Source organism: Streptomyces sp. cg35, assembly GCF_050410835.1.
Classification (GTDB): domain Bacteria; phylum Actinomycetota; class Actinomycetes; order Streptomycetales; family Streptomycetaceae; genus Streptomyces.
On the sequence record NZ_CP191268.1, the window covers coordinates 4464247 to 4482572 of the forward strand.

General features: G+C 71.3%; 18 protein-coding genes and 1 tRNA gene. 12 read left to right on the plus strand and 7 right to left on the minus strand.

Annotated elements, in window-relative coordinates:
* Nucleotides 1-9: 9 nt before the first annotated feature.
* Nucleotides 10-1251 carry an HTTM domain-containing protein gene (locus ACQUQD_RS20205; RefSeq protein ID WP_428953528.1) on the minus strand — a complete coding sequence of 414 codons (1242 nt, stop codon included), beginning with the start codon at nucleotides 1249-1251 and terminating at the stop codon, nucleotides 10-12.
* Nucleotides 1248-2069, minus strand: coding sequence for a DUF5819 family protein (locus ACQUQD_RS20210; protein ID WP_428953529.1), 822 nt, complete (start codon nucleotides 2067-2069; stop codon nucleotides 1248-1250). The genes ACQUQD_RS20205 and ACQUQD_RS20210 overlap by 4 nt, the downstream gene beginning before the upstream one ends.
* A gap of 287 nt (nucleotides 2070-2356) precedes the next feature.
* Between ACQUQD_RS20210 and paaA the strand changes: the two genes are divergently transcribed.
* From paaA to ACQUQD_RS20240, 6 genes are all read left to right on the plus strand, one after another.
* Nucleotides 2357-3355 carry a 1,2-phenylacetyl-CoA epoxidase subunit PaaA gene (gene paaA / locus ACQUQD_RS20215; RefSeq protein ID WP_428953530.1) on the plus strand — a complete coding sequence of 333 codons (999 nt, stop codon included), beginning with the start codon at nucleotides 2357-2359 and terminating at the stop codon, nucleotides 3353-3355.
* Nucleotides 3352-3669, plus strand: coding sequence for a 1,2-phenylacetyl-CoA epoxidase subunit PaaB (gene paaB / locus ACQUQD_RS20220; protein WP_428953531.1), 318 nt, complete (start codon nucleotides 3352-3354; stop codon nucleotides 3667-3669). Before paaA ends, paaB begins: the two co-directional genes overlap by 4 nt.
* Nucleotides 3666-4421 (plus strand): 1,2-phenylacetyl-CoA epoxidase subunit PaaC, encoded by a 756-nt coding sequence (paaC, locus tag ACQUQD_RS20225; RefSeq protein ID WP_428953532.1) that lies wholly within the window; start codon nucleotides 3666-3668, stop codon nucleotides 4419-4421. The genes paaB and paaC overlap by 4 nt, the downstream gene beginning before the upstream one ends.
* Entirely contained in the window at nucleotides 4415-4972 is a 558-nt protein-coding gene (gene paaD, locus ACQUQD_RS20230; protein WP_428953533.1) for a 1,2-phenylacetyl-CoA epoxidase subunit PaaD, read from the plus strand. Before paaC ends, paaD begins: the two co-directional genes overlap by 7 nt.
* Complete coding sequence (paaE, locus tag ACQUQD_RS20235) at nucleotides 4972-6090, plus strand: 1,2-phenylacetyl-CoA epoxidase subunit PaaE (RefSeq protein WP_428953534.1); 1119 nt, start codon at nucleotides 4972-4974, stop codon at nucleotides 6088-6090. Before paaD ends, paaE begins: the two co-directional genes overlap by 1 nt.
* A gap of 164 nt (nucleotides 6091-6254) precedes the next feature.
* Nucleotides 6255-7409, plus strand: coding sequence for an acyl-CoA dehydrogenase family protein (locus tag ACQUQD_RS20240; RefSeq protein WP_428953535.1), 1155 nt, complete (start codon nucleotides 6255-6257; stop codon nucleotides 7407-7409).
* Between the two features lie 166 nt (nucleotides 7410-7575).
* On the opposite strand, the gene ACQUQD_RS20245 is transcribed toward ACQUQD_RS20240, so the two are convergent.
* The 4 genes from ACQUQD_RS20245 to ACQUQD_RS20260 all read right to left on the minus strand — a co-directional run bounded on the left by ACQUQD_RS20245 (nucleotide 7576) and on the right by ACQUQD_RS20260 (nucleotide 10887).
* Entirely contained in the window at nucleotides 7576-7923 is a 348-nt protein-coding gene (locus ACQUQD_RS20245; protein ID WP_428953536.1) for a rhodanese-like domain-containing protein, read from the minus strand.
* A 115-nt stretch (nucleotides 7924-8038) separates the two neighbouring features.
* Complete coding sequence (locus ACQUQD_RS20250) at nucleotides 8039-8866, minus strand: hypothetical protein (protein WP_428953537.1); 828 nt, start codon at nucleotides 8864-8866, stop codon at nucleotides 8039-8041.
* A gap of 53 nt (nucleotides 8867-8919) precedes the next feature.
* Nucleotides 8920-10380: a DUF2252 domain-containing protein gene (locus tag ACQUQD_RS20255; RefSeq protein WP_428953538.1), complete on the minus strand. Its 1461-nt coding sequence runs from the start codon at nucleotides 10378-10380 to the stop codon at nucleotides 8920-8922.
* 186 nt (nucleotides 10381-10566) lie between these two features.
* Complete coding sequence (locus ACQUQD_RS20260) at nucleotides 10567-10887, minus strand: winged helix-turn-helix transcriptional regulator (RefSeq protein ID WP_428957607.1); 321 nt, start codon at nucleotides 10885-10887, stop codon at nucleotides 10567-10569.
* A gap of 196 nt (nucleotides 10888-11083) precedes the next feature.
* Here ACQUQD_RS20260 and ACQUQD_RS20265 point away from each other — a divergent pair, with 196 nt between their 5' ends.
* Nucleotides 11084-11737 (plus strand): FMN-dependent NADH-azoreductase, encoded by a 654-nt coding sequence (locus ACQUQD_RS20265; protein WP_428953539.1) that lies wholly within the window; start codon nucleotides 11084-11086, stop codon nucleotides 11735-11737.
* A gap of 141 nt (nucleotides 11738-11878) precedes the next feature.
* Here the strand turns inward: ACQUQD_RS20265 and ACQUQD_RS20270 are convergent.
* Nucleotides 11879-11962: transfer RNA gene (locus ACQUQD_RS20270), tRNA-Leu, on the minus strand.
* A 393-nt stretch (nucleotides 11963-12355) separates the two neighbouring features.
* Between ACQUQD_RS20270 and ACQUQD_RS20275 the strand changes: the two genes are divergently transcribed.
* The 5 genes from ACQUQD_RS20275 (at nucleotide 12356) to ACQUQD_RS20295 (ending at nucleotide 18314) form a co-directional block, all read left to right on the plus strand.
* Nucleotides 12356-13198 carry an FhaA domain-containing protein gene (locus ACQUQD_RS20275; protein ID WP_428953540.1) on the plus strand — a complete coding sequence of 281 codons (843 nt, stop codon included), beginning with the start codon at nucleotides 12356-12358 and terminating at the stop codon, nucleotides 13196-13198.
* 10 nt (nucleotides 13199-13208) lie between these two features.
* A complete protein-coding gene (locus tag ACQUQD_RS20280) occupies nucleotides 13209-13730 on the plus strand; it encodes an FHA domain-containing protein FhaB/FipA (RefSeq protein ID WP_428953541.1) in 522 nt (173 codons plus the stop codon).
* Between the two features lie 123 nt (nucleotides 13731-13853).
* Nucleotides 13854-15404: a Stp1/IreP family PP2C-type Ser/Thr phosphatase gene (locus ACQUQD_RS20285; protein ID WP_428953542.1), complete on the plus strand. Its 1551-nt coding sequence runs from the start codon at nucleotides 13854-13856 to the stop codon at nucleotides 15402-15404.
* Nucleotides 15405-15429: 25 nt separating this feature from the next.
* Nucleotides 15430-16857 carry an FtsW/RodA/SpoVE family cell cycle protein gene (locus ACQUQD_RS20290; RefSeq protein WP_428953543.1) on the plus strand — a complete coding sequence of 476 codons (1428 nt, stop codon included), beginning with the start codon at nucleotides 15430-15432 and terminating at the stop codon, nucleotides 16855-16857.
* Entirely contained in the window at nucleotides 16854-18314 is a 1461-nt protein-coding gene (locus tag ACQUQD_RS20295) for a peptidoglycan D,D-transpeptidase FtsI family protein (RefSeq protein ID WP_428953544.1), read from the plus strand. Before ACQUQD_RS20290 ends, ACQUQD_RS20295 begins: the two co-directional genes overlap by 4 nt.
* Nucleotides 18315-18326 lie beyond the last annotated feature (12 nt).

Below are 18326 nucleotides of genomic sequence, written 5' to 3' on the forward strand. Positions count from 1 at the left end.
GCAGGAAGCCTACGTGCGCGCCGTGGGCGTCTGCGCCGCGACCGGTTCGACGTCCTGCGCCGAGCGCGGACCGGGCACCTCCGCCTCGCGCGAACCCGCGAGGACGCGGCCACGCGCGCGTGCCGCCCAGCCACCGAGGCGCCGCAGGAACGACGTCGGCAGGAACACCGCGTCGGCGGCGATCATCGCGAGCGAGAAGAACGGCAGTCCCAGCACGACGGCGATGACCGCGTGCTCGAGGATCATGAACATCAACAGGACGTTCTTCATGCGCCGGTTGAAGACCGTGAACGGGAAGGCGACCTGTACGGCGACCGTCACGTACGTCACGAGCATCACCATCGGCCCGAACGCGGTCAGCAGATCGCCCAGGAAGGGCCACGGCGAGAAGTAGTCCAGGTGCAGCGGGTAGTAGACCGCGGTGCCGTCCTGCCAGCGGCTGCCCTGGATCTTGTACCAGCCCGCGGTCGCGTAGATCAGGCACGCCTCGATCATGATCACCAGCAGGGCGGCGTTGTGCACGACGTTGCCGACGATGTCGCACAGCAGCCGCGAATCACCCGGCTCGGCACGGCGGTCGACGTACCACCACACTCCCTGGGCGGCCCACAGCCCCCAGAAGAGGAGCAGCCATCCGCCGCTCGCGTCGCCGGTGAACGTGACCGCCGAGAGCGCGAGGCCCACGACCCACCACAGGACGATCCCGCCCCGGTCCTCGGGCGCCGGCCCCTGCGAGGAGTTCTGCCGGGCACGCGCGCGTGCCCGGCGTCGCGCGTCCAGCGACCACACCTGTCCGCAGCGGGTGAAGATCAGGTAGATCGACATCAGGTGGAGGACGTTGTCGCCGCCGTCGCCCACAAAAATGCTGCGGTTCTGCAGCGACAGCACGCCGATCATGAAGAGCACCGACGTGGCGCGGGTGTGCCAGCCCAGCATCAGCAGGACGGACGCCAGCACGGCCACCGCGTAGACGAGCTCGAACCATGCCTGGCCGTCGGACCACATCAGCGCGCTGAAGGCGTGGTTGTCCGCGATGAGCTCCTGCGCCATGCCCCAGCTCCAGGGCCCGTCCGGCCCGTAGAGCTCCTGCCGGTGCGGGAACTCGCGCAGCAGAAACAGCAGCCACGTCAGGGAGAACCCGATGCGGATGACGGCGCTCTGGTAGCGGCCGAGCGCGGACGCGGTGATCCGCTGGAGGCCGGCGCCGACCTTCTTCTCGAAGCGGTCCGGCTGTTCCTCGATCCGGCTCATCGGGCACCGCCCGTCGCGGACTGCACCCGTACGTGCGCGTCACTGCCGAGCGACACGTCCCGTGACGTCACCGTCCACCAGGGCACCTGCCGGTAGACCGGCTTCTGGCTCACCTTCTCGGCACTCCATTTCGGGGACGCGATCGCGGTCGACTGCGAGCGGACCTGGACGCGCTCGACGACGTCCCCCTTGCCGGCCACGTCGAGCCGGTCGAGGCGCAGGACGAGGACGCGGCGCAGGTACCGCTCGGACAGCGTCCCGCGCAGACCGTTCGGCCGGTTCCGGGCGTCGTGCGTGGACACGTAGATGTCCCAGGCGCGGCGCAGTTCGTTCTGCTGGGTGTGGCTGGGCACCGGGTTCCCGTCGATGGCGGCGCCGTCCTGCGCGGACAGGTCGTACCAGCGGCTGGTGCGCAGCTCGCCGCCGGACGTGCGGATCTCGGCCCGGGCCTGGACCGCGATGTTCTGCTGGAGCGGGTTCGGGGCGAACAGTTTCCAGTTCTGCTCGAACTCCGGGTAGACCCAGGCGTTGATGACGGTGCTGTGCTGCTTGGACACCGTGTTCGGCGGCGCGACGTGCAGGAACACCATGAGGACGTGCACGCAGGCGACGACGGCGACGCCCGCGAGGGCCAGCCCGGCGGCCACCTGGTAGCGGGGGGAGAGCGCCGCGATGCCCTGGGGTCCGGGTCCGGCCGGGGCGGACGGCGGCTCGGCCGAGTCGGACGGCGGGGCGTCCGACGGGTCCGGCGGTGCGGGAGTCGCCTCCTGCGGCGCGCGCCGGGCGCCCTCGTCCGCGGCGCCTGCTTCCGTCTCCATCGGTGCTCCCCGTTCCCCGTTCCTGTCGTTCCCCTGGCCCGTCCCGTCCGGCCGCCCGGCGGCGAACCGATTCCGCGGCGTGCCGCCCGGCGGATGCGACGCACCGGAACCGTACTGGGGAGCGGCCGCTCAGCACAGCTGCCCGAGGTTATCCACAGGCTCGGCGGCTCAGGGTTGACACCCTACGGCGCCACGTCCCACCATTGAATCCGACGAACCGAACGATCGGTCGGGAGATGTGAAAGGCCCGGCCGGGATCGGGCACCCAAGGTCGAGGGGGACCGGGAATGGCGACAGCAGCCCCGCACCACCAGGCAGCCGGGACGGACGCGGACCGCACCGCCGCCTTCCAGGCCGCGTTCGACGCCGCCGTGGCGGCGGACGAGCGCATCGAGCCCCGCGACTGGATGCCCGACGCCTATCGGGCGACGCTGGTGCGCCAGATCGCCCAGCACGCCCACTCCGAGATCATCGGCATGCAGCCGGAGGCCAACTGGATCACGCGCGCGCCCTCCCTGCGCCGCAAGGCGATCCTGATGGCGAAGGTGCAGGACGAGGCGGGGCACGGGCTGTACCTGTACAGCGCGGCGGAGACCCTCGGCGCGGGCCGCGACGAGCTGCTCGACAAGCTGCACAGCGGCCGCCAGAAGTACTCCTCGATCTTCAACTACCCGACGCTGACCTGGGCCGACGTGGGAGCGATCGGCTGGCTGGTGGACGGCGCGGCGATCACGAACCAGGTGCCGCTGTGCCGCTGCTCGTACGGCCCCTACGCCCGCGCGATGGTCCGTGTCTGCAAGGAGGAGTCCTTCCACCAGCGCCAGGGGTACGAGCTGCTGCTCGCGCTCAGCCGGGGCACCGAGGCCCAGCACGCGATGGCGCAGGACGCGGTGGACCGCTGGTGGTGGCCGTCCCTGATGATGTTCGGCCCGCCGGACGACGAGTCGGCGCACTCGGCGCAGTCCATGGAATGGAAGATCAAGCGCCACTCGAACGACGAACTGCGCCAGCGCTTCGTCGACATCTGCGTCCCCCAGGCCGCCTCCCTCGGCCTGACGCTCCCCGACCCGGAGCTGACGTGGAACGAGGAGCGGGGACAGCACGACTTCGGCCCGATCGACTGGGCGGAGTTCCGCGAGGTCCTCAAGGGCAACGGCCCGTGCAACGAACAGCGCATCACCCAGCGCAGGCGCGCCCACGACGAGGGCGCCTGGGTGCGCGAGGCCGCCGCGGCCCACGCGGCCAAGCACGCCACGGCAGCGACCCCGGAAGGCAGGGCGGCATGAGCGAGACCCCGACCCCGAAGACGCCCGGCGGCGTCCCGGACTGGCCCCTGTGGGAGGTCTTCGTGCGCTCCCGCCGCGGCCTGTCCCACACGCACGCCGGCAGCCTGCACGCCCCGGACGCGGAGCTGGCCCTGCGCAACGCACGGGATCTGTACACCCGCCGCGGTGAAGGCGTCTCCCTGTGGGTCGTCCCGTCCGCGGCGATCACCGCCTCGTCCCCGGACGAGAAGGACCCGTTCTTCGAGCCGGCCGCCGACAAGCCGTACCGGCACCCGACGTTCTACGAGATCCCGGAAGGAGTGAAGCACCTGTGACGCAGTCCCTGAACCGGCCGGACGAGGCGCCCCGCACCTCCCCCGACACCGCGGCCGCGGCCCTCGCCCTCGGCGACGACGCCCTGGTGCTCTCGCACCGCCTGGGGGAGTGGGCGGGGCACGCCCCGGTCCTGGAGGAAGAGGTCGCCCTGGCGAACATCGCCCTCGACCTCCTCGGCCAGGCCCGCGTCCTGCTGGGCACGGTCGGCGACGAGGACGAGCTGGCGTATCTGCGCGAGGAGCGCGCCTTCCGCAATCTCCAGCTGGTCGAGCAGCCGAACGGCGACTTCGCCCACACCATCGTCCGCCAGCTCTACTTCTCCGCCTACCAGCACCTCCTCTACGCACAACTGGCCGACGGCGAGACCGAGTTCGCACCCCTCGCCGCCAAGGCCGTCAAAGAGGTCGCCTACCACCAGGACCACGCCCTGCAGTGGACGCTGCGCCTCGGTGACGGCACCGAGGAGAGCCACACCCGCATGCAGCGCGCGGTCGACGCGCTGTGGCGCTTCACCGGCGAGATGTTCCAGCCCGTCCCCGGCCTGGACCTCGACCAGGAGGAACTGCAGGCCGGCTGGACGGCGACGGTGACCACCACCCTGCGACAGGCCACGCTGACCGTCCCCGACGGCCCGCAGACCGGAGCCTGGCGCGCCGGGGCCGGGCGCCAGGGCCTGCACACCGAGCCGTTCGGCCGGATGCTCGCCGAGATGCAGCACCTGCACCGCAGCCACCCGGGGGCGTCATGGTGACCCTCGCCCACGACCGGGAGACGCCCCTCGAGGCCGAGCTGCGCAGGCTGGCCGGCTCCGTGCCCGACCCCGAGCTGCCCGTGCTGAGCCTGGAGGAGCTGGGCGTACTGCGCGCCGTGCACACGCGGGGCCCCGGCCGGGTCGAGGTCGAGCTGAGTCCCACGTACACCGGATGCCCCGCGATCGAGGCCATGGCGAGCGACATCGAGCGCGTCCTGCACGAGCAGGGCATCCCCGAGGTCACCGTCCGCACCGTGCTCGCGCCCGCCTGGTCGACGGACGACATCACCCCCGAAGGCCGCCGCAAGCTGCGGGAGTTCGGCATAGCGCCCCCCAGGAGCACGCGCGCGCCCGCCGGTCCGGTCACCGTCGCCCTCGGCCCGACCCGGCACACCGCCGGCCCGTCCCGGGCGGCCACGGACGCGCTGACCTGCCCGCACTGCGGTTCGCCCGACACCGAACTGCTCAGCCGCTTCTCCTCCACCGCCTGCAAGGCACTGCGCCGCTGCCTGTCCTGCCGTGAACCCTTCGACCACTTCAAGGAGTTGTGATGGCTCGGGAAGAGGCCACGGGGACGGCACGCGGGATCGCCCCCGCGACGGCGAGAGCCCGCTTCCACCGGCTGCGCGTCACGGCCGTCGACCGGCTCACCGACGACTCCGTGGCCCTCACCTTCGCGGTGCCCGCGCCGCTGCGCGAGGCGTACCGTCACGCGCCGGGCCAGCACCTCGCCCTGCGCCGCACCGCGGACGGCACGGAGATCCGCCGCACGTACTCGATCTGCTCCGCGGCCCCGGCCGACGAGGCTCCGCGCACGCTGCGGGTCGGGGTGCGCCTCGTCGACGGCGGCGCCTTCTCGACGTACGCGCACAAGGAGATCGCCGTCGGCGACGAGCTGGAGGTGATGACCCCGGCCGGGCGCTTCACCCTCGACCCGGCGCCCGGGCACTACGCCGCGGTGGTCGGCGGCAGCGGCATCACCCCGGTCCTGTCCATCGTCACGTCCTTGCTGGAGCGCACGCCCGAGGCCCGGTTCTGCCTGATCCGCAGCGACCGCACCACGGCCTCGACGATGTTCCTGGAGGAGGTCGCCGACCTGAAGGACCGCTACGCCGACCGGTTCCAGCTGGTCACCGTCCTCTCCCGGGAGGAACAGCAGGCGGGTCTCGCCTCGGGCCGGCTCGACCAGGAGCGGCTCGCGGCGCTGCTGCCCGCACTGCTGCCGGTGGACGCGGTCGCGGGGTGGTTCCTGTGCGGGCCGTACGGGCTGGTGCAGGGCGCCGAGCGGGCCCTGCGCGGTCTGGGCGTCCGGCGCGAGCGCATCCACGAGGAGATCTTCCACGTGGATGACGGACCGGCTCCGGACCGCACCGCGGCTGCGGCGGCTCCCACGCACAGCACGGTCACCGCGCAGCTCGACGGCCGCTCGGGCACCTGGCCGGTCGGGGACGGCGAGTCCCTCCTGGAGACGGTGCTGCGCAACCGGCCGGACGCGCCCTACGCCTGCAAGGGCGGCGTGTGCGGTACCTGCCGTGCGTTCCTCGTCTCGGGCTCCGTACGGATGGACCGGAACTTCGCGCTGGAGCCGGAGGAGACCGAGGCCGGGTACGTCCTGGCCTGTCAGTCCCATCCGTCCACGGAGAAGGTGGAGTTGGACTTCGACCGCTGAGAGCACCGACCGGCCGCGCGCCCGGCGTCGGCACCGGGCCTGTTCCCTTCTCGTAGAACCTGTTCTATCTTGACGGCCCGTCAGATCCCGGTGCCGTGCCCGGACCCCCGACAAGGGCCCGGAGCCGTCCGGAACAGGCTCAGAAGGAACGGGAGGACAGCCCGGTGGACTTCACCTTCTCCGAGGAGCAGCAGGCGGCCGTCGAGGCGGCACGGGCGGTGTTCGCACCGGTCGCCCCCGACGGTGTGCCCAGCCCGGCGCTCACCTCCGGAGCCGTGGCCGACGACTTCGACCGCGCCCTGTGGGCCAAGGCCGCCGACGCCGATCTGCTGAGCCTGCTGATCGCGCCGGAGCACGGCGGCGCGGGCCTGGACGCCATCGCGCTGTGCCTCGTGCTGCGCGAGTCGGCGAAAGTCCTGGCCCGGGTTCCCCTGCTCGAGCACAGCGCGGCCGTCGCGACCGTACAGGCCTGTGGCAGCGAGGAGTTGAGGCAGGAGATCCTGCCCCGCGCGGGGCGCGGCGAGCTCGTCCTGACCGCCGCCTCGGCCGGCCGCACCGGACACGACCCCGCCGACCTCGCGGTCAGCGCGCGGCGCGAGCCCGACGCGGCCGGCGGTGGCTGGGTCCTGGACGGCGTCCAGACAGCGATCCCCTGGGCGCTGAACGCGGACCGGGTCCTCGTGCCCGCCCACACCCCCGAGGGCACCACCGTGCTCGCGCTGTTGCCGGGACCGGACACGGAGCTGACGGGCCGCACCTTCGCCGAGCAGATCTCGACGACCGGCGAGCGCCTGGCCGAGATCCGCCTGGACGGCGTCCGCCTCGCACCGCGCGACCTCGTCGAGGACCCCACGGCCTGGCCCCTGCTGCACGATCTGCTCGCCACCGGCACCTGCGCACTCGCGCTGGGCCTCGGCGAGGGCGTCCTGAAGATGACCGGTGACTACGCGAGCAAGCGCGAGCAGTTCGGGTATCCGATCGCCACGTTCCAGGCGGTCGCCGTGCAGGCCGCCGACCGCTACATCGACCTGCGCGCGATGGAGGCCACCCTCTGGCAGGCCGCCTGGCGGCTGAGCAGCGGCGCGACCGGCGGGCTACCGGTCGCCGGTGACGTGGCGGTCGCCAAGACCTGGGCATCCGACGGCGTCCGGCGCATCGTGCAGACCGCCCAGCACCTGCACGGCGGGTTCGGCGCGGACACGGACTATCCGCTGCACCGCTATCACGCCTGGGCCAAGCACCTGGAGCTCTCGCTCGGCCCGGCCGCCGCCCACGAGGAGATACTCGGCGACCTCCTGGCGGCCCACCCGCTGGCCTGACCGCAAGAACGGCCCTAACGGCCCGGACGGCCCGGCCGAATCGGACGTCACAGATGGATCGGACGTCACAGACGGTTCAGGCGGACCAGACGGGCCAGGCGCATCGGACGGGCCAGGCGCATCGGACGGCCGGACGGGCCGGACGGTTCAGGAGGCGGTAGGCGGATCAGAGCACGGCGCCCGGCTGCCCGTTGTCGTCCACGACGGGACGGCCGGCCGCTTCCCACGCCTGCATACCGCCGTCGACGTTGACCGCGTCGACGCCCTGCTGGACGAGGTACTGCGTCACCTGTGCGGAGCGCCCGCCGACCCGGCAGAGCACGTTGACCCGGCCGTCCTGCGGCGCCGCCTCGGTCAACTCGCCGTAGCGGGCGACGAATTCGCTCATCGGGATGTGCAGCGCACCCGCGGCGTGACCCGCCTGCCACTCGTCGTCCTCACGGACGTCGAGGAGGAAGTCGTCCGCCTTGAGCTCGTCGACACCGACCGTGGGCACACCAGAACCGAAAACCATGCCCCCGACGCTACCCGACCGCACGCCGCACCCCGGCGGCCCGTCGACGACCGGCCCGCGGTCAGGCACGGTCAGCACGCGAAAAGGGCTCGCCCGGGCCCGGTCAGGACGCGGGTCACGACGCGGTCAGGCGCTCCAGTTCGGCCTCCCGCTCGGCGACCTGCGCGAGCAGCTGCTCGGCGATCTCGTCGAGCAGGCCGTCCGGGTCCTCCGGCGCCATCCGCAGCATCGAGCCGATCGCGCTCTCCTCCAGCTCCTGCGCCACCGCCGTCAGCAGTTCCTTGCGCTGCGCGAGCCACTCCAGACGCGCGTACAGCTCGTCGCTCGCCGTCGGCTGCCGCTCGGGCGGCACAGGACCCGCCGCCCACTCCTCGGCCAGCTCACGCAGCAGGGCCTCGTCGCCGCGCCCGTACGCCGCGTTCACCCGCGCGATGAACTCGTCACGGCGGCCCCGCTCCCCCTCGTCCTGGGCCAGATCCGGGTGGGCCTTGCGGACCAGCTCGCGGTAGAGCTTGCGGGCCTCGTCGCTGGGCCGCACCCGCTGCGGCGGCCGCACCGACTGCTCGGTCAGCATCGCGGCGGCCTCCGGGAACAGCCCGTCCCCGTCCATCCAGCCGTGGAACAGCTCCTCGACGCCCGGCATCGGCATCACCCGCGCCCGTGCCTCGTCGGCCTTGCGCCGGTCCTCCGGATCACCGGTCCGCGACGCCGTCGCCTCCGCGATCAGCGCCTCCAGCTCGTCGAGCCGCGTGTACATCGGCCCGAGCTTCTGGTGGTGGAGCCGCGAGAAGTTCTCCACCTCGACCCGGAACGTCTCCACCGCGATCTCGAACTCGATCAGCGCCTGCTCGGCAGCGCGCACGGCCCGCTCGAGGCGCTCCTCGGGCCGCTCCCGAGGCTGCTCCTCCGGCTGGTCTGCCACATCGGTCTCCGGGGTCGTCACCCGTCCAGCCTAGGGCACGCGCTCCGCCCCCACCGGCGGCCCCGAGCGCCGGCTCACACGCCCGCCTCGGCCGCGACCCTGCCCTCCCGCACAGCCCGCACCAGCTCCCCGTGATCCGCCTCGGTCCGGTCCGCGTACGCCACCGCGAAGGACGCCACGGCCTCGTCCAGCTCCTCGTTCTTGCCGCAGTACCCGGCGATCACCCGCGGGTCGGCGCTGTGCGCGTGGGCGCGGGCGAGCAGCGCGCCCGTCATCCGCGCGTAGTCGTCGACCTGGTCGGCGGCGAGCGCGGCCGGGTCGACGCTGCCCTTGCGATTCCTGAACTGCCGCACCTGGAAGGGCCGTCCGTCGACCGTGGTCCAGCCGAGCAGGATGTCGCTGACCACCTGCATCCGCTTCTGCCCGAGCACCACGCGCCGCCCCTCGTGCTCGACGGCGGGCGGCTCGAACCCGGCGGCGGACAGATGCGGCAGGAGCACGGACGGCCGCGCCTCCTTCACCTGCAGCACGAGCGGCTCGCCCCGGTGGTCGAGCAGCAGCACCACGTACGACCGCGTGCCCACGCTGCCGGTGCCGACGACGCGGAACGCCACGTCGTGGATCGCGTACCGCCCGAGCAGCGGCAGCCGGTCCGGCGACAAGGTCTCCAGATAGGCGCCCAGCGACGCGGCGACGGCAGCGGCCTCCCCGTCGGGTACCCCGCGCAGCACCGGCGGCGCGTCCACGAACCGCCGCCCGCCGTCCGCCACGGCCTCCGTGGACCTGGCGGCGAACCGCCCGCTGGTGTTGTGCCGCGCCTTCTCGGAGACCCGCTCCAGGGTGCCGAGCAGGTCGTGGGCGTCGGTGTGCGAGACGAGCTCCTCGTCCGCTATCGCGTTCCACGCGTCGAGCGCGGGCAGCTTGGCCAGCAGCCGCATGGTGCGCCGATAGGCCCCGGCCGCGTCGTGCGCCGCCTCCCGGCAGGTGTCCTCGTCGGCCCCAGCCTCCCGCCCGGCGAGCACGAGCGAGGCGGCGAGCCGCTTCACGTCCCACTCCCAGGGCCCGTGCACGGTCTCGTCGAAGTCGTTCAGGTCGATGACGAGGCCGCCGCGGGCGTCGCCGTACAGCCCGAAGTTGGCGGCGTGGGCGTCGCCGCAGATCTGGGCGCCGATACCGGTCAGCGGTGTGCTGACCAGGTCGTGCGCCATCAGGCCCGCGGATCCGCGCAGGAAGGCGAAGGGGGTCGCGGCCATGCGCCCGACACGTATCGCGGTCAGTTCGGGAAGCCGGCCGGTGTTGGACTCCTCGACGGCCCGTACCGCGTCCGGCCGGTCCGTCCCAGGGCGGATGTCGGCGTGCGAGGCCCTCGGCACCCGCTGCCGCAGCGCCTTGCCGGCCGCCTTCGGCGACATCCGCGCGCCGTCGGCCCCGGAACCGGCCCGTCCGGCGAACCCGGCCACCCCCGGCAACCGCCGCGCCGCCCGGACCCCGCCCTGCCGCGGCACCGTCACCACCGCATCGTCGAAACCGTCCATGCCGACCGCCTCCCCCGTCCCGTACGGGACCGCGTACGCCCACATCTCCGTGATCGGTCACGACCGTACCGCCGCGCGGAAAACCCCGTCAGAGCCTGTGGAAAACCCGCCGCCTGTGCACAACCCCCACACCCACAGGCCCCGGCGCAAGGCACCCGGCGACCAGCGGGACCGCCCTGTCCCCGCTCACGTCCGGAACTCCTCCGGACACGTCCCGCCCTCGGCCCCCAGGTACTTCTCGGCCCAGGTCCCGAGCTCCGCCAGCGAGGGCTGCAACGCCGCACCCGCCGTCGTGAGCCGGTACGAGACACGCAGCGGCGGCCCTTCGTCGACCTGGCGCACGACGAGCCCGGCCGCGCCCAGCTCGGTGAGCCGGTCGGAGAGCATGCGTTCGCTGATCCCGGGGATGGCCCGGCGCAGGTCCGCGAAGTGCACCGGCCCCGGCATCAGGACGGCCACGATCAGCCCGGTCCAGCGCTTGCCCAGCAGCCCGAAGACGCGCGTCATCCCGATGTCGACCCTGGTGCACGCCTGAGGGTCGTGGGTGACATCGGCGCCCGCGCCCGTCCCGTTCGTGTCTTCCCCGTTGCCCGCCATGGCTCCAGAGTACTGCGTTCTCGTACGGGGGTGAAGAAAAGTAAGTCCCTGTGCTATTACTAGTTGCGTACTCAATTACACCCGGACCCCCCTCGGGAGAACCACCATGGCCACGCTGCTGCACCTCGACTCCTCCGTCTTCTCCGGCCCCGCCTCCTCCTCGCGCACCGTCACGGACGCGTTCCGCAAGGCCTGGCAGGAGCAGCACCCCGAGGGCACGGTCGTCTACCGCGATCTCAGCGCGGAGCCGGTGCCCCACATCACCGCCGACACCCACCTCGCCGGCTTCACCGATCCGGCCACGCACGCGCCCGAGCAGGCCGCCGCCTTCGCCACGCGCGTGCAGCTCATCGAGGAGCTGGAGCAGGCGGACGCCGTCCTGATAGGCGCCCCCATGTACAACTTCGCGATCCCGTCGACGCTGAAGGCCTGGCTGGACAACGTGATCCTGTTCGGCCGCACCGCCGGCGTGGAGGCCCCGTCCGCCCAGGGCACCCCGGTCACGGTCGTCGCGAGCCGCGGCGGCTCCTACGCGCCGGGCACCCCGCGCGAGGGCATGGAGTACGTGCAGAACTACCTGGAGGCCGTCCTGCGCGACACCCTCGGCCTGGACCTCGACTTCATCGTCCCGGAGCTGACCATGGCCCCGACCAACCCGGCCATGTCCGAGCTGGTCCCGCTCTACGAGGCCTCCCACGCGAAGGCTCTGGAGTCCGCCCAGACGAAGGGCAAGGAGGTCGCCGCGCGCTTCACCGCGTGAAGGTGACATAACCCACAGGGCGTCGCGGACCATCCGGCCGCGGCGCCCTGCTCGTGGTCCGGCCGCCCGCCCACGACGGGTCGGCAGGGTCCGGGCAACGCAAAAGCCCCGCAGGTCCGAAGACCTACGGGCTTTCAGCTGTGCGCGAGGGGGGAGTTGAACCCCCACGCCCTTGCGGGCACTGGAACCTGAATCCAGCGCGTCTGCCTATTCCGCCACCCGCGCATTGGGTGTGTCCTCCGGCTCCTTCGCCCTTTCGGGCCGGGCGCCTTCCGACATCCAGAAGATTAGCACGCTGCGGAGGGTGGATTCACATCCGTTTCCACGAGGCCCTGGCGGGCACCTGACACGGCGGACCTCGGCGGACCCCGGCCACTTCCGCCCGGCTCGGCCGGACCCCGACCACTCCACAGCCGCGTACGGGACACTGTCCTGAGGCCACCTCTACGATCCCTCATAAGAGGGGCTGTGAGCGTCGACACTCATCGACCGGGCGGACAGGGGGAACCAGCCGATTTCCCGACGCGTGGATACGATCAGTAAGCAGTACCAAGAAGGCAGCACGAGCGAGCACGGCTACAACGGCAAGCAGGGCGGCTACGAAGGAGGAGGTGCCCCATGGGAGTCCTGAAGAAGTTCGAGCAACGGCTCGAGGGTCTGGTCAACGGCACCTTCGCCAAGGTCTTCAAGTCCGAGGTGCAGCCCGTCGAGATCGCGGGCGCGCTGCAGCGCGAGTGCGACAACAACGCGACGATCTGGAACCGCGAGCGGACCGTCGTCCCCAATGACTTCATCGTGGAGCTGAGCGCGCCGGACCACGAGCGCCTGAGCCCCTACTCGGGCCAGCTCGGCGACGAGCTGTCCGGCATGGTGCGCGACTACGCGAAGCAGCAGCGCTACACCTTCATGGGCCCCATCAAGGTCCACCTGGAGAAGGCGGAGGACCTGGACACGGGTCTGTACCGCGTACGCAGCCGCACCCTCGCGTCGTCCTCCAGCCAGGCCCAGCCCGAGCGGCCCACTTCGGCCCGGCCGAACCAGGCGCCGGGTGGCTACGGCTACCCGCAGCAGCCCGCGGCAGCCCCGCCGATGCCGTCCGCGCCGCCCGGCCGCCCGGCTCCGGCGCAGGGCCCGGCGGCGTCGGCGCAGCGTCCCGGCGCAGGGCCGATGCCCGGCGCCCGCGTCCGTCACTGGATCGAGATCAACGGCACCCGCCACCAGATCTCCCGGCCGACCCTCGTGCTGGGCCGGTCGACCGAGGCGGACGTACGGATTGACGACCCCGGCGTCTCGCGCCGGCACTGCGAGATCCGGACCGGAACGCCCTCGACGATCCAGGATCTCGGATCCACCAACGGCATCGTGGTGGACGGGCAGCACACCACCCGCGCTACGCTCCGCGACGGCTCGCGGATCGTCGTGGGCCAAACCACCATCGTTTATCGGCAAGCCGAAGGGTGAAGCGGGGGCAATGTCAGAGCTGACCCTGACGGTCATGCGGCTGGGTTTCCTGGCCGTTCTGTGGCTGTTCGTGATCGTGGCCGTCCAGGTCATCCGTAGCGACCTGTTCGGAACGCGCGTCACGCAGCGCGGCGCGCGCCGCGAGAACGCGCGCCCGCAGCAGACCGCACGGCAGGCGGCGGCCGCCACGCCGCCGCCCCAGCGCCAGCAGCAGGGCGGCGGCCGGCAGCGCCGTGGCGCCCCCTCCAAGCTGGTCGTCTCCGAGGGGACCCTCACAGGCACCACCGTGGCGCTGCAGGGGCAGACGATCACGCTCGGCCGCGCGCACGACAGCACGATCGTGCTGGACGACGACTACGCGTCCAGCCGGCACGCCAGGATCTATCCGGACCGGGACGGTCAGTGGATCGTCGAGGATCTCGGGTCGACCAACGGCACGTACCTCGACCGGACCCGCCTCACGACCCCGACGCCGGTCCCGCTGGGGGCACCGATCCGCATCGGCAAGACCGTCATCGAGCTGCGGAAGTAGTACGACAATGAGCGAGCGGAGCGAGCGAGCCGACGCGGCAGTCCACCACCAGGACACCGGCGCGCTCCCGACCGGAGGGTGGGCACCGTGCGGATGTACCCGGAGCCGACGGGCGAGGTGCGCATGAGTCTGTCACTGCGTTTCGCCGCCGGATCGCACAAAGGCATGATCCGCGAGGGCAACGAGGACTCCGGCTACGCCGGTCCCCGGCTGCTCGCGATCGCCGACGGCATGGGGGGCCAGGCCGCGGGTGAGGTGGCCTCGTCCGAGGTGATCTCCACCATCGTCGCGCTCGACGACGACGTGCCGGGCTCGGACATCCTGACCTCCCTGGGCACCGCCGTGCAGCGGGCCAACGACCAGCTCCGCATGATGGTCGAGGAGGACCCCCAGCTCGAAGGCATGGGGACCACCCTCACCGCCCTCCTGTGGACCGGTCAGCGCCTCGGCCTCGTGCACGTCGGCGACTCCCGCGCGTACCTGCTGCGCGACGGGGTGCTGACGCAGATCACGCAGGACCACACCTGGGTGCAGCGCCTCGTCGACGAGGGCCGCATCACCGAGGAAGAGGCCACCACGCACCCGCAGCGCTCGCTCCTGATGCGCGCGCTCGGCAGCGGTGACCACGTCGAGCCCGACCTCTCCATCCGTGAGGTCCGGGCCGGCGACCGGTACCTGATCTGCTCCGACGGTCTGTCCGGCGTCGTCTCGCACCAGACGATGGAGGAGACCCTCGCCAGCTACCAGGGCCCGCAGGAGACGGTCCAGGACCTGATCCAGCTGGCGCTGCGCGGCGGCGGCCCCGACAACGTGACGGTGATCGTCGCGGACGTCCTGGACATCGACAGCGGGGACACCCTCGCCGGTCAGATCTCCGACGCCCCGGTCATCGTCGGCGCGGTCGCCGAGAACCAGCACCAGCTGCACGACGGCGGCGCCATGGAGACCCCCGCGGGCCGCGCCTCCAGCCTCGGCCGGCCGGTGCCGGGACAGGGCAACGGCGGTGGCGGCGGCGGCGAGTTCGGCCCGCCCGGCAGCGGCGACACCGAGAGCTACGCACCCGAGGGGAGCTTCGGCGCGTACTCGGACGAGGACTTCGTCAAGCCGCGCCGCGGCCGCAAGTGGTTCAAGAGATCGGTCTACATCGTGCTGGCGCTCGCCGTCATCGGCGGCGGTCTGTACGGCGGCTACCGCTGGACGCAGACCCAGTACTTCGTCGGCACGAACAACGAGAACGTGGCGCTCTACCGTGGCATCAACCAGGATCTCGCCTGGGTGAGCCTGTCCAAGGTCGAGAAGGACCACCCGGAGATCGAGCTCAAGTACCTGCCTCCGTACCAGCAGAAGCAGGTCGAGGCGACCATCGCCGAAGGTGATCTGGCGGCCGCCCAGGACAAGATCGACGAGCTGTCCGCGCAGGCCTCCGCATGCGAGAAGCAGGCCGAGCGGCAGAAGGCCGAGAACGAGAAGAACGCGAAGACCGGCGAGGGCGAAGCCGGCGGCACGACCACCGGCGGCACCGCGACGAAGACGTCGTACCGCGCGGAGACGCCCACACCGAACCCGTCGAACTCGCCGTCCGGCAAGGCGAAGTCACCGTCACCCACGCCCACTCCTGGCCCCACTCTCTCCGAGGAAGAGCAGCAGCTGGCCAAGGCGTGCGCACAGCAGTAGAAGCCGTTGGGGGCCTCAGCACGCCATGAGTAGTAGTTCCACGACCCATACGTCGACCATCGGCGCCATCGGCGCGCCCAGCAGGCGCAACACCGAGCTGGCGCTGCTCGCGTTCGCCGTGGTCATCCCCGTGTTCGCCTACGCCAATGTGGGCCTGGCCATCGACGGCGAGCTGCCGGCCGGAATCCTCGGCTACGGCCTCGGCCTCGGCCTGCTGGCCGGCGTCGCCCACATCGTCGTACGGAAGTTCGCGGCGTACGCGGACCCGCTGCTGCTGCCGCTGGCCACGCTGCTCAACGGGCTGGGCCTGGTCGTCATCTGGCGGCTCGACCAGTCGAAGCTGCTGCAGTCGATCGGCCAGGCGGGCAGTGCCGCGCCCAAGCAGCTGATGTACACGGCGATCGGCATCGCGCTGTTCATCGCCGTCCTGATCTTCCTCAAGGACCACCGCGTCCTGCAGCGCTACACGTACATCTCGATGCTCGGCGCGATCGTCCTGCTGCTGCTGCCGCTGGTGCCGGGCCTCGGCGTGAACCTCTACGGCGCCAAGATCTGGATCCACGTCGGTTCCTTCTCCATCCAGCCCGGTGAGTTCGCGAAGATCGTCCTCGCGGTCTTCTTCGCCGGCTACCTGATGGTCAAGCGTGACGCGCTCGCCCTGGCCAGCCGCCGCTTCATGGGCCTGTACCTGCCGCGCGGCCGCGACCTCGGGCCGATCCTCGTCGTCTGGGCGATCTCGATCCTCATCCTGGTCTTCGAGACCGACCTCGGTACGTCGCTGCTGTTCTTCGGAATGTTCGTCATCATGCTGTACGTCGCCACCGAGCGGACCAGCTGGATCGTCTTCGGTCTGCTGATGTCCGCGGTCGGCGCCGTCGGTGTGGCGAGCTTCGAGCCGCACATCCAGCAGCGCGTCGACGCCTGGCTCGACCCGATGAAGGAGTACCTGCTCAGCCGGCAGGGCGTCGCGGGCCACTCCGAGCAGGCCATGCAGGCGCTGTGGGCGTTCGGTTCCGGCGGCACGCTCGGCACCGGTCTCGGCCAGGGCCACTCCGACCTGATCCGGTTCGCCGCCAACTCCGACTTCATCCTCGCCACGTTCGGCGAGGAGCTGGGCCTGGCCGGTCTGATGGCGCTGCTGCTGATCTACGCGCTGATCGTGGAGCGCGGTGTGCGCACCGCCCTCGCCGCCCGCGACCCGTTCGGCAAGCTGCTCGCCGTCGGCCTGTCCGGCGCCTTCGCGCTGCAGGTCTTCGTCGTCTCGGGCGGTGTCATGGGGCTCATCCCGCTGACCGGTATGACCATGCCGTTCCTCGCGTACGGCGGTTCCTCCGTCATCGCCAACTGGGCGCTGATCGGCATCCTGATCCGGATCAGCGACACCGCGCGCCGGCCCGCGCCCAGCCCCACGCCCAGCCCCGACGCCGAGATGACCCAGGTGGTCCGCCCGTGAACAAGCCCCTGCGCCGAATCGCGATCTTCTGCGGGCTGCTGATCCTGACCCTGCTGATCCGTGACAACTGGCTCCAGTACGTCAAGGCCGACCAGCTCTCCTCCGACGACGAGAACCGCCGCGTCGCCATCGCCCGCTACTCCACGCCGCGCGGCGACATCATCGTCGACGGCAAGTCGATCACCGGGTCCAAGGCGACCACCGGCACCGACCTGAAGTACAAGAGGACCTGGAAGGACGGGCCCATGTGGTCGCCCGTCACCGGCTACGCCTCGCAGGTCGTCGGCGCGAGCCAGATCGAGAACATCGAGGACGGCATCCTCACCGGCAACGACGACCGGCTCTTCTTCCGCAACACGCTCGACATGATCACGGGCAAGAAGAAGGAGGGCGGCAACGTCGTCACCACCCTCAACGCCGCAGCCCAGAAGGCCGCCTACGACGGCCTGAAGAACCGCGGCAAGGGTGCCGTCGCCGCCATCGAGCCGTCCACCGGCAAGATCCTCGCGCTCGCGTCCACGCCCTCGTACGACCCTTCGTCGTTCGCAGGGAACACCAACAAGGACGGCGAGACGTTCAGCAAGCTGGACAAGGACAAGGACAAGCCGCTCCTGAACCGGGCGCTGCGCGAGACCTATCCGCCGGGCTCCACCTTCAAGCTGGTCACGGCCGCCGCGGCGCTGGAGAGCGGCAAGGTCACCGACGTCGACGCGAAGACCGACTCCCCGGTCCCGTTCATCATGAAGGGCACCCGGACGGAGCTGAAGAACGAGGGCGCCATCCAGTGCGAGAACGTGCCCCTGCGTGAGGCGCTGCGCGTCTCCTGCAACTCGGTGTTCGGCAAGCTCGGCCAGGACATGGGCAACGAGGAGATGCTCAAGGAGTCCGAGAAGTTCGGCTTCAACGAGCAGCAGTTCGTCCCGGTCCGCTCGAACGCGTCGCGGTTCGAGGACGGCATGAACGACTCGCAGGTGGCCCTGTCCTCCATCGGCCAGTACGACACCGCCGCGACCCCGCTGCAGATGGCCATGGTCGCCTCCGCGATCGCCAACGACGGCAAGCTCATGGAGCCGTACATGGTCGACGAGCTGAAGGCCCCGAACCTCGACACGATCGAGAAGACGGAGCCGAAGGAGATGAGCCAGCCGCTCTCCTCGGACAACGCGCAGAAGCTCCAGTCGATGATGGAGACGGTCGTCAACACCGGCACCGGAACCCAGGCGAAGATCCCGAACGTCACGGTCGGCGGCAAGACCGGTACGGCCCAGAACGGTGTGAACAACGAGGGCACCCCGTACGCCTGGTTCGTCTCCTACGCGAAGACGGGCTCGGGAACCCCGGTCGCCGTGGCCGTCGTCGTGGAGGACAGCGACGCCGACCGCGGGGACATCTCCGGTGGTGGTCTCGCCGCCCCGATCGCGAAGAGCGTGATGGAAGCGGTCATCAACAGCAAGTAGGAGACCGGGCTC